We start from the raw sequence: 14582 nt of genomic DNA, 5'->3' as shown, positions 1-14582 counted from the left end.
AACTTGAATCATCAAGGGTCTTGCCGTGGGCCCTGATCGTCCTCATATTGTACAAACGCATGCTGAAGCTTCGCAGCGGCGCCTGGGCGATTACCGCCCGACACCGTAATCATTACCGGGGCTTATATAAGAGGAAAACATGGCTGACTTTCGCAATTCGAATGTTCGCGTAGCGAATGGCGCCCACGCAGGTGCTGCCATTGATGAAGGCCTTCGCGCCTACATGCTCCGCGTTTACAATCTCATGGCAATGGGTCTTGGCATCACCGGTGTCGCCGCGTATGCCATCGCACTGTTTGCTACAACCAACGATCCGGCTTCCGCCGTGGCGCAACTGGGCAACGGCAAAATGCTGACCGGCCTGGGCGCCGCGCTCTACGGATCCCCGCTCAAATGGGTGGTGATGCTGGCGCCGCTGGGCATGGTGTTCTTCCTGAGCGCCCGTATCGAGAAAATGAGCGTCTCCGCCGCACAGACCACGTTCTGGGTGTTTGCGGCGCTGATGGGCGTCTCGCTGTCGTCGATCTTCCTGGTCTATACCGGCGCATCGATCACGCAGACCTTCTTCGTCACCGCCGCTTCGTTCGGTGCGCTGTCGCTTTACGGCTACACCACCAAGAAGGACCTGTCGGCGATGGGGTCGTTCCTGATGATGGGCCTGTTCGGCCTGATCATCGCGATGGTGGTCAACATCTTCCTGCAGTCGAGCGCGTTGCAGTTCGCCGTCTCGGCCATCGGTGTGCTGATTTTCGCCGGCCTGACCGCCTATGACACACAGCAGATCAAGTCGATGTATTACGAAGGTGATTCCGACGCCTCCGCCGGCCGCAAGGCGATCATGGGCGCGCTGCGTCTGTATCTCGACTTCATCAACCTGTTCATGTTCCTGCTGCACTTCCTCGGCAATCGCGAGTAGCCGTTGCGGCAATGATCCGGAAAAAGGCGGTCTTCGGGCCGCCTTTTTTGTTGGCGGCGGTCCTGCGGAGCGATACACCGGACGCCTGACCCACCGGACCAGCAGCCATGATCATCCGCGACGCGACACTTTCGGATCTGACCGGGATCACAAGCATCTACACCGGCAGCGTCGTCGATGGCGTGGCCAGCTATGAGCTTGTGGCCCCTGACGTGGCCGAGATGGAGCGGCGGATGGCCGCCATCACCGGCAGCGGTTACCCCTATCTGATCGCTGCAGCCGGAGACGGCACGGTCCTTGGCTATGCCTATGCTTCGGCGTTCCGCACCAGACCCGCCTATCGCTGGCTGGTGGAGGATTCGATCTATCTGGCGCCGGAAGCGCGCGGGCAGGGTGTCGGCCGGGCGCTGCTCGACGCGCTGATCGGCCGCTGCGAAACGCTCGGGTTCCGGCAGATGGTGGCGGTGATTGGCGGCGCTGATCCGGCCTCGATCGCGGTGCACCACAAGGCGGGCTTCGTCCATTGCGGGATGATTTCCGGCGCCGGTCACAAGCACGGGCGCTGGCTTGATACGGTGTTCATGCAAAGGCCGCTTGGCGCGGGCAAGGCCACCGATCCGGACCCGCTGAGCTATCAGGGCACCTTGTTTTCCCGATAGCGCTGTCAGCGCACCAGCCGTGGCGCCTTGTCGAAATATTTCAGCACGATCTCGAGTTCGTGGCCGCGTTTGAGCACCAGCCCGGCCGCCGATATGATGGCGAAGGCGCCCTGTTTGCGGGCCCTGGAGGGGTCCTTCTCAATGCGGTAGAGCGGCACTTCGCTGGTGCGGCGGAAGGCAGAAAAGATCGCCCGGTCGCGCAGGTGATCGATGGCGTAATCGCGCCAGTGGCCTTCAGCCACCATCCGGCCATAGATCCGGAGGATGAGATCCAGTTCGCGCCGCTGAAAGGTGATCAGCTCGGGGGTGTTGCGGCGGCGGGCTTCGCTGAGATCAATTGTGGCTGCGTTCGCCGCCGATCGATTTGTGCCTTGGCGTGCCGGATAATCTGAACCGTCCGCCATTATCTGAACCGCACGTCATTGCTCATCTCGTCAGTGTGCCTGACATATCCACAAATTCAAGCGCGGATGACAAATTAGAGATCGGAAATAGACGAGGGGCTCGATGCCGCACCGCACCATCACAGAACGCTGCAAGTCGTAGCCGTTGTTTACCGCGCGGCCGCGCAAAATTGGCTGCGGGCGCATTTGGGCCGCTTTTCAGCCCAACGTTTGCCGGATTTGACCCGGATTGTTGCGGTGTTGCCTCAGACGGTTCGAACCGGGGACTTCGGTATATCAGCCCCCCAGCCCCTCGGAGTCCCCGGGACGGATCTTCGCCTTGGCACACCCGCTTCAACCTGTTCCCCGGTTGCGTCGGTTTGCCTGGCACAAGCGCGAAACGGCTTACTCCCCCCGGCCCAAGCGCGAGGCAACGTCCCCAATACCCCGAACTGGACCGGCTTCTGGCCGGTCCATTTTTATGTGGGGTTGGGTGATTCGATGAGTGCCGCGCCGAGAATCCGGCCTGGCGTGCCGTTGTTGCCGACGATCTGAAGCAAGATGGCGCAGCCGCGGCCGGGATGGGCCGAAAGCACCGATGGCGGCAGTTTCAGGCTCATCGCCTTGCCCTCCCACATGCCGACGGTTTCCATGTCGCGCACGCTGTTGCGATAGGTGATGGACTGGCCGGCGTTCTCGCCCCGCTTGATCTGCACCGTTGTGGCTTCGTCAAAATAGACCACCACAATATCGGCTTTGCCTTCGCCGGCGCCGACCGAAATGTTGAGCTGGTCCGCGCCCATGCTGGCGTTGACCTCGACCGACAGTCCGGCGCCGATGGACGAGAGCTTGGTGAGGATCGCCATGACAGCGGCGCCGTCGGCGCCATTGGCGTGGTCCTGGCCGTTGATGACCGCCTGCGGTGTGTAGACATTGTTGCGCCGGAACGATTTGGCATAGCCATATTGCCTGTCGGTATTGGCCTTGCTCGACAAGGTGTCGGCCCATCCGAGGTAGTTCCAGTAATCGACGTGATAGCTCAGCGCCAGCACCTCGCCGGTCTCGGCCAGGCGTGAGAGTTCCGCATCCGCCGGCGGGCACGACGAGCAGCCCTGGCTGGTGAACAGCTCGACGACGCCAGCAAGATCGTTCGCCCGGGCTGGGTCCGGATGGGCTGCGGCCAGCAGGACTGGAAGCGCAAGCGCGAGAAAACTGATGCGGGCAGTCATGTTGCCGGGTCCGTTTCGATCAAAGGGGGTTTGCATGGTGCGGATGGTTGTAGCGTGGAGTGGCCAACACGGCCAAATCACGTTGCGGTGAGACATCTGCGGGCGATCCGGCCCGAACAGGACCACCGAACGAAAAACGCCGGAGCAATGCCCCGGCGTTGTCTGATGTCAGATTGTCGTTGCGCTCGCTTAAGAGGCGAGATCGCGCAGCACAGTCTGCAGAATACCACCGTTCTTGAGGTATTCGAGCTCATCGAGCGTCTCGACACGGCAGATCAACGGAATCTCCCTGACCGTGCCGTCGCCATAGGTCACCTGAGCGATCTTCTTCTCGCGCGGCTGAATGTTGGCCAGTCCGTCGATCGAGATCAACTCGTCGCCCTTCAGACCGAGGCTTTCCCAGGAACTGCCGTCCTCGAAGACAAACGGGATCACCCCCATACCGACCAGGTTGGAGCGGTGAATCCGCTCGTAGGATTCGGCGATGACAGCGCGGATCCCAAGCAGATTGGTGCCCTTGGCAGCCCAGTCACGCGACGAGCCGTTGCCATATTCGACACCGGCGAAGACGACCAGCGGCACACCTTCGGCCTTGTACTGCATGGCTGCATCGTAGATCGAAACCTCCTCGCGGGACGGGTAGTGGAAGGTGTACCCGCCTTCACGGCCGTTCGGTCCAAGCATGTGGTTGCGCAACCGGATGTTGGCGAAGGTGCCGCGCATCATCACTTCATGGTTGCCACGCCGGGTGCCGTACTGGTTGAAATCGATCACGTCGACGCCATGATCCATCAGGTAGGCACCTGCCGGAGACTGGGCCTTGATCGATCCGGCCGGGGAGATGTGGTCGGTGGTGATCTTGTCCCCGAACAGTCCCAGCACACGTGCGCCCTTGATGTCGGATATGCCCGCGCCGGTCTTGCCCATTCCCTCGAAATAGGGCGGGTTCTGCACATAGGTCGACGTGTCGTCCCAGGCATAGGTCTGGCTCGACGGGACTTCCACCGCCTGCCAGTTCTCGTCGCCCTTGAACACGTCGGCGTACTTGGCCGCGTAAAGCTTGCGGGTGACGTACTTCATGATGAATTCCTGGATCTCCTGGCTGGAGGGCCAGATATCCTTGAGAAACACCGGATTGCCGTCCTGGTCGTGGCCGAGCGGCTCGGACGTCAGGTCCATCTGCACCGAACCTGCCAGCGCGTAGGCCACCACCAGTGGCGGTGAGGCCAGGTAGTTGGCCTGCACGTCAGGCGAAATGCGGCCTTCGAAGTTGCGGTTGCCCGAGAGCACACCTGCGGCGATCAGACCCTTGTCGTTGATGGTCTTGGAGACCGGTGCCGGCAAGGGGCCGGAGTTGCCGATGCAGGTGGTGCAGCCAAAACCGACAAGGTTGAAGCCGAGCGCGTCAAGATCGGTCTGCAGGCCGGACTTGGCGAGATACTCGGCCACCACCTGGCTGCCAGGCGCCAGCGAGGTCTTCACCCATGGCTTGACCGTCAGGCCCTTGGCGACGGCGTTGCGGGCCAGGAGGCCGGCGCCAATCAGCACGCTCGGGTTGGAAGTGTTGGTGCAGGAGGTAATCGCGGCAATGGCCACATCGCCATGACCCAGATCGTAATCCTCGCCCTCGACTTCATAGCGGTTGGAAAGCTGGTCAGGCTTGTTGTACTCGTCGACCAGTGACTTGGCGAAGCCGGTGGCGATGTTTTCCAGCGGAATGCGGCCTTCCGGACGCTTCGGGCCGGCCATGGACGGCACCACGGTGCCGAGATCAAGTTCCAGCGTGTCGGTGAAGACCGGCTCGGGGGCACTGGTTTCGCGCCACATGCCCTGCGCCTTGGAGTAGGCTTCAACCAGCTTGATGCGGTCATCGTCACGGCCGGACATGGTCAGGTAGCTGATGGTTTCGCCATCAACCGGGAAGAAGCCGCAGGTGGCGCCGTATTCAGGGCCCATGTTGCCAATGGTGGCGCGGTCGGCCAGCGTCATCGAATCAAGGCCGGGGCCGAAGAATTCGACGAACTTGGAGACAACGCCCTTCTGCCGCAGCATTTGCACCACGGTCAGCACCAGGTCGGTGGCGGTGACGCCTTCCTTGAGTGCGCCGGTGAGACGGAAGCCGATGACTTCCGGCAACAGCATGGAAATCGGCTGGCCGAGCATGGCTGCTTCGGCCTCGATGCCGCCAACGCCCCATCCCAGCACGCCAAGACCATTGATCATGGTGGTGTGGCTGTCGGTGCCGACGCAGGTGTCCGGGTAGGCAGTGATTTCGCCGTCTTCTTCCCTGGTCCACACGGTCTGGCCGAGATATTCAAGGTTGACCTGGTGGCAGATGCCGGTGCCGGGGGGCACGACGCGGAAATTTTCGAATGCCTGCTGGCCCCATTTGAGGAAGCGGTAGCGCTCGCCGTTGCGCTCGTATTCGCGTTCGACATTGTGGCTCAGCGCGGTCGGTGTGCCGAATTCATCGACAATGACCGAGTGGTCGATGACCAGGTCGACCGGCACCAGCGGGTTGATCTTTTGCGGGTCGCCGCCAAGGGCAACCATGGCGTCACGCATCGCCGCCAGATCGACGACGGCGGGAACGCCGGTGAAATCCTGCATCAGCACACGGGCCGGGCGATAGGCGATTTCGCTTCCGGCGGTGCCCTTGTCGCTGAGCCAGGCGGCGACGGCTAGGATATCATCCTTCTTGACCGTGCGGCCATCTTCGTTGCGCAGCAGGTTTTCGAGAATCACCTTCATCGAAAAGGGAAGTGTGGAGATCCCGGTCAGGCCGTTCTTCTCGGCCTCGACGAGGCTGTAATAGACATAGTCCGTGCCCTCGACATTGAGGAGGGAACGGCAGTTGAAGCTGTCGAGTGATTTGGCCACGAGCAACTCGCTTTCGTCAGTTCAGCCGAAATTTGAAGGCAAACACCTTGCTCACGCTGATTGCGTTGAGAAGGATGCGGGTACGGTCATTTCCGCAGTCCGCCCGTGACGCCGGATCGGCTGTCATGTTCGGCACATGGTGGAATTCACGCCGACCGCTGGCGTGGTTGCAGGTCTTATAGATTCTTTCGTATGAAGGTTCCAGATCAAGCAGGGGCTCATTTCGACATTATTTGCCGAATGTCGCCCGGGTGATGGTAAGGAACTGGAAAATCGACACCGACAACGGGTCGAGTGCGGGGGCCCATGCAGGCGGTAGCCACGAAACTCAGGGGACGGCGCGGCGACAGCGTCTTGTTTGACGATGTGGGCTTCACGCTTGGCCGTGGCGAAGCGCTGGTCATCACCGGGCCGAATGGATCGGGCAAATCAACATTGCTGCGGATCATCGCCGGCTTGCTGCGGGCGGATTCGGGCCGGTTTTCCCTCTACAACACCGATGGCGCGGCAGTGCCGGTGGCGGAAAACGCGCATTATCTGGGACATGGCAACGCCATGAAGCGGGAGTTAAGGGTGTCCGAGAATCTCGGTTTCTGGAAGAGCTTCCAGTGCGGTGACAGCGGCGCGGGAGTTTCGGTCGATGCGGCAATCGAGGCGGTCGGCCTGACCGGGGTGGCGCATCTGCCCTTCGGCTATCTTTCCGCTGGCCAGCAGCGCCGGATTGCGCTTGCGCGGCTGCTGGTGTCGGCTCGTCCGCTCTGGCTGCTGGATGAACCCACCGCGGCGCTCGACACCTCCTCGGACAAATTGTTCGCCGATCTGGTGCGGACCCATCTGGCAGGTGGCGGGCTGGCGATTGCCGCCACCCATCAGCCGCTCGGTCTCGACACGGTCCGGTCGTTGCAGCTTTCAGGCCTGCATCGCGCCGCCTCGGTGTCCGGCGAGGCCTGGACATGATGGCTTTGCTGAGGCGCGATCTGGCCATCGCCACCCGGTCAGGCGGGGCGGCGATGCTCGGGGTCTTGTTCTTTCTGGCGGTGGTGGCGGTGGTTCCATTCGCAATCGGGCCGGATCTCAATCTGCTGGCGCGAATCGGCCCGGCGATTCTGTGGATCGGCGCGCTGCTGGCATCGCTGCTGGGGCTCGACCGGCTGTTTCAGGCCGACCGGGAAGACGGCTCGCTCGACATCTTGATGCTGCAGGACTGGTACGGCCTGGTTCTCACCGTGTTCGTGAAAAGCCTGGCGCACTGGCTCGCCACCGGCTTGCCGCTGGTGCTGGCGGCGCCGCTGCTGGGGCTGCTGATGAACATGAGCGCGCTGTCGACCGGAGCGGTCATGCTGACATTGCTGGTGGGCACCCCGGCGATTTCCTTCATCGGCGCCGTCGGTGCAGCGGTGGCCGTGGTGCTGCCGCGCGGCGGATTGCTGGTGTCGATCCTGATCCTGCCGCTGGCGATCCCGATCCTGATCTTTGGCGTCAGCGCTTCTTACGCGGCGGTGACGGAGCCTGATCCGTTTCTGCCGCCGTTCATGATCCTGGCGGCGATTGCGCTGTTTTTTGCCGCGCTTGGGCCGGTTGCGGCGGCTGCGGCGCTGAAGGGAGCGGCTGATTGACGCTGTGCGAACCGGATCGGCCGCCTATTTGACACATAGCATTGAAACAATGCGCGTCTGCGACTAGAGAAATGGGCATGAGTGACACCAACGTCTCACAGGGCTGGTTTACCAGCCTCGCCAATCCGACCCGCTTCCTCGCCCTTTCCGGGCGCGTGCTGCCCTATCTTGCGGCGGCGGCGGTCCTGACGTCGGTGATCGGACTGTATATGGCGTTTGCCGCGCCTGCGGATTACCAGCAGGGCATCACGGTCAGGATCATGTTCATCCATGTGCCGGCGGCGTGGCTCGCCATGATGTGCTATTCGGTGATGGCGATCGCCTCGATCGGCACGCTGGTCTGGCGGCATCCGCTGGCCGATGTCGCCGCCAAGACGGCGCTGCCGATCGGTGCTGCGTTCACCTTCCTGTCGCTCTTGACCGGCTCGCTCTGGGGCCGGCCGATGTGGGGCACCTGGTGGGTCTGGGATGCGCGGCTGACGTCGGTGTTCGTGCTGTTTCTGATGTATCTGGGACTGATGGCGCTGCACAAGGCGATGGAGGATCCGGCCCGCGCCGCCCGCCCTGCCGCGGTGCTGACGCTGGTCGGTTTCGTCAATATCCCGATCATCAAGTTTTCGGTCGAATGGTGGAACACGCTGCATCAGCCGGCCAGCGTGATCCGGCTTGACGGCCCGACCATTCATCCCTCGATGCTGTATCCGCTTCTGGTGATGGCGGTCGCCTACACGCTGATCTTTTTCAGCTTTCACCTGATGGCGATGCGCAACGAGATCCTCAGGCGCCGGGTCCAGGCGATGCGGCGTCAGGCGGCGCAATCCATCGGCAGCGGAGCCTAGCCCCATGATGAGCCATCAGGCATTTGTCTTCCTCTCCTATGCGGCATCGGCGGTGACACTTGCCGGGCTGCTGGCGGCGATCCTGCTCGACGGCCGGGCACGCCGCCGCGAACTGAGCGAACTCGAGGCGCAAGGCGTGCGCCGCCGTTCCATGCCCGTTGACGGATCCGGTTCATGAGTGAGCAAACAAACGCCACGACAGCAGCAGCGTCTGGCAGCCGGCGGCGGGTGCTGATCGGATTTTTACCGCTTGTGCTGTTCATCGGACTGGCCGGGGTGTTTCTCTACCAATTGGGGTCGGGCAAGGATGCCAGCGAAATTCCCTCGGTGCTGATCGGCTCGAAAGCGCCGTCGCTGGCCTTGCCGCCGCTCGAGGGCCTGGTTGCCGCTGGCGCGCCGGTTCCCGCACTCACCGATGCGGCGATCGCCGGCAAGCTGTCGCTGGTCAATGTCTGGGCGTCGTGGTGCGTGCCCTGCCGCCAGGAACACCCGTTCATGCTCGAACTGGCGCGCGATCCCCGGATCGAAGTCGTCGGCATCAATTACAAGGACAAGAACGCCAACGCGCTCAGCTTCCTGGGCGAGCTCGGCAATCCGTATGCTGCCGTCGGCGTCGACCCGGTCGGCAAGGCGGCGATCGACTGGGGAGTCTACGGCATTCCGGAAACCTATCTGGTCGCACCCGACGGCACCATCCTGTTCAAGCAGATCGGCCCGTTTACCGAGGACAGCCTGAAGACCAGGCTGCTGCCGGCGATCGAAAAGGCAATGTCTCCGGCAGGCTGAAGCAATTCTGTGCCTGGTGGCGCGGACAGGTCTCGCCGCAACGTCATGGCGGAACTATGGTGTCTGGCATGAGCACGGAAAAACAGTTCGACCGCCTGGTTCCCGAAGGCGACACCCGTGAGCGTGACGTCTGCCGGTCCTGCGGCTTCGTCGATTACCAGAACCCGCGCATCGTTGTCGGCTCCGTGGTCCGGCACCAGGGCAAGGTGCTGATGTGCCGCCGGGCGATCGAACCGCGGCGCGGCTTCTGGACCGTGCCTGCGGGCTATCTCGAACTGGGTGAAACGCCGGAAGACGGCGCCCGGCGCGAGGCGCGCGAAGAGGCGCTGGCCAATCTGAAGCTCGGGGAGCTGCTGGCAATCTATTCAGTCCCACATCTGAGCCAGGTGCAACTGATCTGGCGGGCCGAACTGATTGATCCCGGCGCGGGTTCGGCGCTGTTCGGCGTTGGCGAGGAAAGCCTCGAGGTTGAGCTGTTCGACTGGGACCAGCTGCCAACCGGCGAGATTGCTTTCCCGACGGTGCACTGGATGCTCGGCCACGAGCGCGAGGTGATGGCGAATGGCTATTGCGGGCCGTTCGGCAATGCGGGGTGAATTCACGTGTTAGCTGGTCGTCGTTCAACGATGCTTGCAGCGCGGATCAATGCCGCAAGCCTTGGTAATCAACGTGGTCGCTTCGGCAGTTTTTTCGCTTCCTTGGCCAAGGCAGCAATCTGCTCGTCCCCCTCTCGCTGACGTTCGAGCCGCCGTTGTGCATCAAACTTTTCATACTGCTGTTCTGCGAGCGCTTTTGCATCTGAAGCGCTGACCCGTCCGCCGGTGCGGAGAACAGTTCGCCCCAAATTCTGCAATTGTTGATCCAGCAAATTTTGAGCATCCTGCATCACCACAAGTCTGCCCATGTCGAGCTGGTCTTCAAAAATGTCAAGCAAGATACTGGTGAGCCGGTTGAGTTCCCTGATTTCCGCTTGCGCCAGATATTTTTTTGAAACGCCGGTATCCGCCTTGCGGATATTGTCATTCGGCCAAGTCTGTAGTCCCATATTTTCCGCGGTATGGTCGGCTCTGGATGCGATGATCTCTGCCGGTGTGTGGGAGGTGACTGCATAGACAAGCTTGGCTTGGGTTTTCTGATAAAACCCTCGTGCCGCTTCGGTGGTGCCATCATAGTCCTGGCACATGGCGCAAATCTGGCGAAGCTCCCGATAGACATTGGCCTCATCCGAGCGGATATCACGAATGATTTCGCGGAGTTCAGCGATTCGATCCGCATTATCGGGCTGCTTGAGTCGGGGAGAATCAACGACAAACCCCTTTTTGGCGAACTGGACAAGAATACTCGTGGCCCAGCGGCGGAAGAGCGTGGCTTGCGCGGATGAAACCCGGTAGCCCACAGAGATGACCATATCGAGATTGTAATGCTCGATTTGCCGCACGATTCGGCGAGAACCTTCCTGGCGAACTTGTGCAATTTTTGCACTTGTTGCGTCAGCTTCCAATTCCCCCTCAGCGTAGACATTGGCAATGTGTTTTGTGATAACGGATCGATCAACGCCGAAGAGCTGCCGGATTTGCGCCTGTGTCATCCAGAGGGTCTCACCCTGATAGCGGATATCGAGCTTCAGCCCCTTCTCCGAAGCATAGACCAAAAACCGGTCGCCGGTTTCGACGTCTTCAGTCAAGTGGACCGGTTCGTTCTTATCATCGCTCATGGAAAATCCGACTTTCTGCACAAGAACATTAGAGCAACAGGATCTGGTTTTCCATCCCCGGTCCGGCGCGGATCGCGGCACAAGACACCTAGCCATATTGCTAACTATTTCTTGACGGCAGTCTGCGCCTGCGTTACTTAGTCATATGGCTAAGCATGACCCCGATCTTTCCCCCCTGTTTCACGCGCTGGCGGACCCGACCCGGCGCTCGATGCTGACGCGGCTGGCGGCGGGACCGGCGCCCGTGACCGAATTGGCCAGTCCGACCGGATTGGCCCTGCCAACGGTGATGCGGCATCTCTCGGTGCTGGAGGTGGCGGGGCTGATCGCGACGTCGAAGGACGGGCGCGTGCGCACCTGCGCCATCGTGCCCGAGGCGCTTGCGCCGATGCAGAGCTGGCTTGATGAACAGAGGCTTATCTGGGAATCCCGGCTCGACAGGCTGGATGACTACGTGAAGACAATCATGAAGGAGCGAGAGAGATGACACTGGAACTGGATCCGGCTACGGACTTGAGCTTTACCCGCACGCTGGCGGTGCCGCGGCGTCTGGTATGGGAGTGCTGGACTGTGCCAAAGCACATTCCGCATTTCTTCATTCCCGCCCCCCACAAGGTGACTTCGGTGGAGATTGATCTCCGGGTTGGCGGGCGGTTCAACACCACCTTCGATGTCGAAGGCAACACCATGGAGAATCCCGGCGTCTATCTCGAGGTGGTGCCTGAGGAGAAGCTGGTGTTCACCGACGCCTACAGCGAGGGCTGGAAGCCTGCGGCCGAGCCCTTCATGACCGCGATCCTGCTGCTGGCGGATACGCCCGATGGCGGCACCAGCTACACCGCGATCGCCCGGCATCGCAATCCCGAGTCGCGAAAGACACATGAGGAGATGGGCTTTTTCGACGGCTGGGGAACGGTGGTGACGCAGTTGGAAGCCTATGCCAAAGGAATTGTGGCATGAGCGGAGATTTTGCGACGCTGACATTTGACCGCCGGCTGGCCGCGCCTGTGGCCACCGTCTGGGAAGCCTGGACGGCGCCGGCTGCGCGTGCGGTATGGGCCGCACCGGCAGCCTCGGTCACGGTCGAATTCCTTGAGGCCGATACCCGCGTCGGCGGACGCGAAGTCTCGCTGTGCAAGGTGGAGGGGCAGCCCGACACCCGCTGCGAGGCCGGATGGCTCGCGTTGCAGCCTGGCGTACGCAGTGTCAATTACGAATTGGTGTCGTGCGAAGAGATGACCCAATCGGCGGCTTTGGTGACAGCGGCGTTTTCCAGCGAGGCCGACGGCAGCCGCATGGTGGTGACCGTGCAACTGTCTTCGCTGGCCGAAAACATGGAGGCCGGCTACCGTGAGGGCTTCGGCGCCGGGCTGGACAATCTGGCGGGTGTGGCCGGGCGCTGCATGGTGCTCAGCCGCGTGATCGCGGCGCCGCGCGATATCGTCTGGGGAGCCTGGCTCAACCCCGACTCCCTGCCCAAATGGTGGGGACCGGACGGGTTCTCCTGCCGCACCAGGCGGATCGATCTGCGCGCCGGTGGCGAATGGGTGTTCGACATGATCGGGCCGGATGGCACGGTGTTCCCCAACCATCACCTGTATGGCGATGTCAAAACCGAAGACCGGATCAGCTACACGCTGCTCTGGGGCGAGAACGGACCCAAACATGCCGATGCCTGGGTGTCCTTCAAGGACCAGGACGGCGCAACCGAAGTCACCCTGGGCATGGTGTTCAGCACGGCTGCCGAATTTGAGGAGGCCAAGGGTTTCGGCGCCGTGGAACTGGGCCTGCAAACGCTGGGCAAGCTCGCGCGCAGTGTCGGCGCGGCGTGACATGGTTGCGACTGGCTGCCTTTGCCAGCAGCCGTCGGGGTGGCTCCATCAGGCCATTCCCGTCAAAGCCGGGCGGGTTTAGTCCTTCGCTGCGTCCGCGGTCTCGTCGGGCAGCGCATGCCGCTGCATCAGCGGCAGCTGCAACAGCGTGAAGACGATCGACAGCGGCAGGTTGCCCCAAACCTTGAAGGCGATCCAGAAATCGGTGGAGAAATTGCGCCAGATGAACTCGTTGACCACCGCCATGATCAGGAAATACAGGCCCCAGCGCATGGTCAGGATGCGCCAGCCCTCGGCATCGAGCTTGAAAGCCGAATCGAACACGTAGCCCAGGAAGGATTTCTTGAACAGCAGCCCGCCGAGCAGGATCAGGCCGAACATGGTGTTGATGATGGTCGGCTTGACCTTGATGAAGGTCTCGTCGTGCAGCCACAGGGTCAGCGCCCCGAATGTCAGCACGATCACGCCGGAGAGCAACGGCATGATCGGCAAGGACCGGACCAGAATCCAGGACACGGACAGCGCGATCGCGGTGGCGATCATGAAGCAGGCGGTGCCGACAAAGATCGGGCCGCCGATATCGGCCAGGAACGGCACCCGTTCGGCAATCCATTCCCCACGCGCATTGGCGAAGAAAAACACCAGCAACGGGCCGAGCTCGAGCACCAGCTTGAGCAATGGATTGATCTTCTTGCGCCTGGGGTCGCCGGGATCGCGCTCGAAGATATGGATCTCGTCGTCAGTGGACCGGGGTTCGCCGGCCGGGGTGCGGTTGCTCATCTGGGTTCTCCGGCGATTGCCGATGCGAAATCGGCCGCCTCAAAGGGTTCGAGGTCATCCACGCCTTCGCCGACGCCAATGAAGTAGACCGGCAGCTTGTGCCGGGCGGCGATGGCGACCAGTATGCCGCCGCGCGCCGTGCCGTCGAGCTTGGTCATCACCAGCCCGTTGACGCCGGCGACATTTTTGAAGATTTCGACCTGGTTCAGTGCGTTCTGGCCGGTGGTGGCGTCGAGCGTCTGCAACACGGTGTGCGGTGCGTCGGGATCGAGTTTGTTGATCACCCGCACGACCTTGGCGAGTTCGTCCATCAGCTCGGTGCGGTTCTGCAATCGCCCGGCAGTGTCGATGATCAACACGTCTGCACCGTCTGCGCGGGCGGTTTCGAAGGCCTCATAGGCAAGGCCGGCCGCATCGGCGCCGATTTTGGTCGAGACCACCTTCGAGCCGGTGCGGTCGCCCCAGATCTTGAGCTGCTCGATGGCGGCGGCGCGGAAGGTGTCGCCGGCGGCAAGGGTCACTTTCAGGCCACCGGCGCTCAGCTTGGCGGCGAGCTTGCCGATCGTCGTGGTCTTGCCGGTGCCGTTGACGCCGACCACCAGAATGACATGCGGCTTGTGGCTCAGATCGAGCTCCAGCGGTCTGGCCACCGGATCAAGCACGCGTGCGATTTCCTCGGCCATCACCTTTTGCACCTCGACCGGCGAAATGTCCTTGCCATAGCGCGCTGCCGACAGCGCATCGGTGATCCGCAAGGCTGTCTCGACGCCGAGGTCGGCCTGCAACAGAACGTCCTCGAGGTCCTGGAGTGTATCCTCATCGAGCTTGCGCTTGGTGAAAATGCCGCTGATCTGGCCCGACAGCTGCCCCGACGTGCGCGACAGGCCCTGGCGCAGACGGCTCCACCAGTTGCCGGTCTCCTGGTCCACAGGTTCGGGCGCCGGTGCG

At 62.0% G+C, this 14582-nt stretch carries 17 protein-coding genes; 11 read left to right on the top strand and 6 right to left on the bottom strand.

Annotation, left to right across the window (positions count from 1 at the left end; translation table 11 throughout):
* The first annotated feature begins 139 nt into the window (after nucleotides 1-139).
* A complete protein-coding gene (locus tag PZ897_RS08410) occupies nucleotides 140-916 on the top strand; it encodes a Bax inhibitor-1/YccA family protein (protein WP_275751634.1) in 777 nt (258 codons plus the stop codon).
* Nucleotides 917-1023: 107 nt separating this feature from the next.
* Nucleotides 1024-1575: a GNAT family N-acetyltransferase gene (locus PZ897_RS08405; protein ID WP_275751632.1), complete on the top strand. Its 552-nt coding sequence runs from the start codon at nucleotides 1024-1026 to the stop codon at nucleotides 1573-1575.
* A 5-nt stretch (nucleotides 1576-1580) separates the two neighbouring features.
* Here PZ897_RS08405 and PZ897_RS08400 read toward each other — a convergent pair whose 3' ends face one another.
* From PZ897_RS08400 to acnA, 3 genes are all read right to left on the bottom strand, one after another.
* Nucleotides 1581-1979 (bottom strand): DUF2794 domain-containing protein, encoded by a 399-nt coding sequence (locus PZ897_RS08400; RefSeq protein ID WP_275751630.1) that lies wholly within the window; start codon nucleotides 1977-1979, stop codon nucleotides 1581-1583.
* Nucleotides 1980-2437: 458 nt separating this feature from the next.
* Nucleotides 2438-3187, bottom strand: a complete 750-nt coding sequence (locus PZ897_RS08395) for a DUF1223 domain-containing protein (RefSeq protein ID WP_275751628.1) — start codon at nucleotides 3185-3187, stop codon at nucleotides 2438-2440.
* A gap of 189 nt (nucleotides 3188-3376) precedes the next feature.
* Entirely contained in the window at nucleotides 3377-6067 is a 2691-nt protein-coding gene (gene acnA / locus PZ897_RS08390; protein WP_275751627.1) for an aconitate hydratase AcnA, read from the bottom strand.
* Nucleotides 6068-6373: 306 nt separating this feature from the next.
* Between acnA and ccmA the strand changes: the two genes are divergently transcribed.
* The 6 genes from ccmA to PZ897_RS08360 all read left to right on the top strand — a co-directional run bounded on the left by ccmA (nucleotide 6374) and on the right by PZ897_RS08360 (nucleotide 9904).
* Nucleotides 6374-7024, top strand: coding sequence for a heme ABC exporter ATP-binding protein CcmA (gene ccmA / locus PZ897_RS08385; protein WP_275751626.1), 651 nt, complete (start codon nucleotides 6374-6376; stop codon nucleotides 7022-7024).
* A complete protein-coding gene (gene ccmB / locus PZ897_RS08380) occupies nucleotides 7021-7683 on the top strand; it encodes a heme exporter protein CcmB (RefSeq protein ID WP_275751624.1) in 663 nt (220 codons plus the stop codon). Before ccmA ends, ccmB begins: the two co-directional genes overlap by 4 nt.
* Nucleotides 7684-7760: 77 nt before the next feature.
* Nucleotides 7761-8522, top strand: a complete 762-nt coding sequence (locus PZ897_RS08375; RefSeq protein ID WP_275751622.1) for a heme ABC transporter permease — start codon at nucleotides 7761-7763, stop codon at nucleotides 8520-8522.
* 4 nt (nucleotides 8523-8526) lie between these two features.
* Nucleotides 8527-8700 (top strand): heme exporter protein CcmD, encoded by a 174-nt coding sequence (gene ccmD, locus PZ897_RS08370; protein ID WP_275751620.1) that lies wholly within the window; start codon nucleotides 8527-8529, stop codon nucleotides 8698-8700.
* The gene (locus tag PZ897_RS08365) at nucleotides 8697-9308 is read left to right on the top strand and encodes a DsbE family thiol:disulfide interchange protein (RefSeq protein ID WP_275751618.1); all 612 of its coding nucleotides are present in this window, start codon (nucleotides 8697-8699) and stop codon (nucleotides 9306-9308) included. Before ccmD ends, PZ897_RS08365 begins: the two co-directional genes overlap by 4 nt.
* A gap of 68 nt (nucleotides 9309-9376) precedes the next feature.
* Nucleotides 9377-9904: an NUDIX hydrolase gene (locus tag PZ897_RS08360; protein ID WP_275751616.1), complete on the top strand. Its 528-nt coding sequence runs from the start codon at nucleotides 9377-9379 to the stop codon at nucleotides 9902-9904.
* A 68-nt stretch (nucleotides 9905-9972) separates the two neighbouring features.
* Here the strand turns inward: PZ897_RS08360 and rhuM are convergent, their stop codons facing one another.
* On the bottom strand, nucleotides 9973-11022 hold the full coding sequence (rhuM, locus tag PZ897_RS08355; RefSeq protein ID WP_275751614.1) for a RhuM family protein: 1050 nt from the start codon (nucleotides 11020-11022) through the stop codon (nucleotides 9973-9975).
* A 145-nt stretch (nucleotides 11023-11167) separates the two neighbouring features.
* On the opposite strand from rhuM, the gene PZ897_RS08350 reads away from it, so the two are divergent.
* From PZ897_RS08350 to PZ897_RS08340, 3 genes are read left to right on the top strand one after another with little or no spacing between them, the layout of a single operon-like run.
* On the top strand, nucleotides 11168-11509 hold the full coding sequence (locus tag PZ897_RS08350; RefSeq protein ID WP_275751612.1) for a metalloregulator ArsR/SmtB family transcription factor: 342 nt from the start codon (nucleotides 11168-11170) through the stop codon (nucleotides 11507-11509).
* Nucleotides 11506-11982, top strand: coding sequence for an SRPBCC family protein (locus tag PZ897_RS08345; protein WP_275751610.1), 477 nt, complete (start codon nucleotides 11506-11508; stop codon nucleotides 11980-11982). The genes PZ897_RS08350 and PZ897_RS08345 overlap by 4 nt, the downstream gene beginning before the upstream one ends.
* Nucleotides 11979-12854, top strand: a complete 876-nt coding sequence (locus PZ897_RS08340) for an SRPBCC family protein (RefSeq protein WP_275751608.1) — start codon at nucleotides 11979-11981, stop codon at nucleotides 12852-12854. Before PZ897_RS08345 ends, PZ897_RS08340 begins: the two co-directional genes overlap by 4 nt.
* Before the next feature lie 78 nt (nucleotides 12855-12932).
* On the opposite strand, the gene PZ897_RS08335 is transcribed toward PZ897_RS08340, so the two are convergent.
* Entirely contained in the window at nucleotides 12933-13634 is a 702-nt protein-coding gene (locus PZ897_RS08335) for a septation protein A (protein WP_275751606.1), read from the bottom strand.
* Nucleotides 13631-14582, bottom strand: a 952-nt coding sequence (gene ftsY, locus PZ897_RS08330; protein WP_275751604.1) for a signal recognition particle-docking protein FtsY, incomplete at its 5' end; no start/stop codon positions are given. The genes PZ897_RS08335 and ftsY, both read right to left, overlap by 4 nt.

Source organism: Hoeflea sp. YIM 152468, assembly GCF_029210485.1.
Lineage (GTDB): Bacteria > Pseudomonadota > Alphaproteobacteria > Rhizobiales > Rhizobiaceae > Hoeflea.
This window is presented reverse-complemented; position numbering and strand designations above follow the sequence as displayed.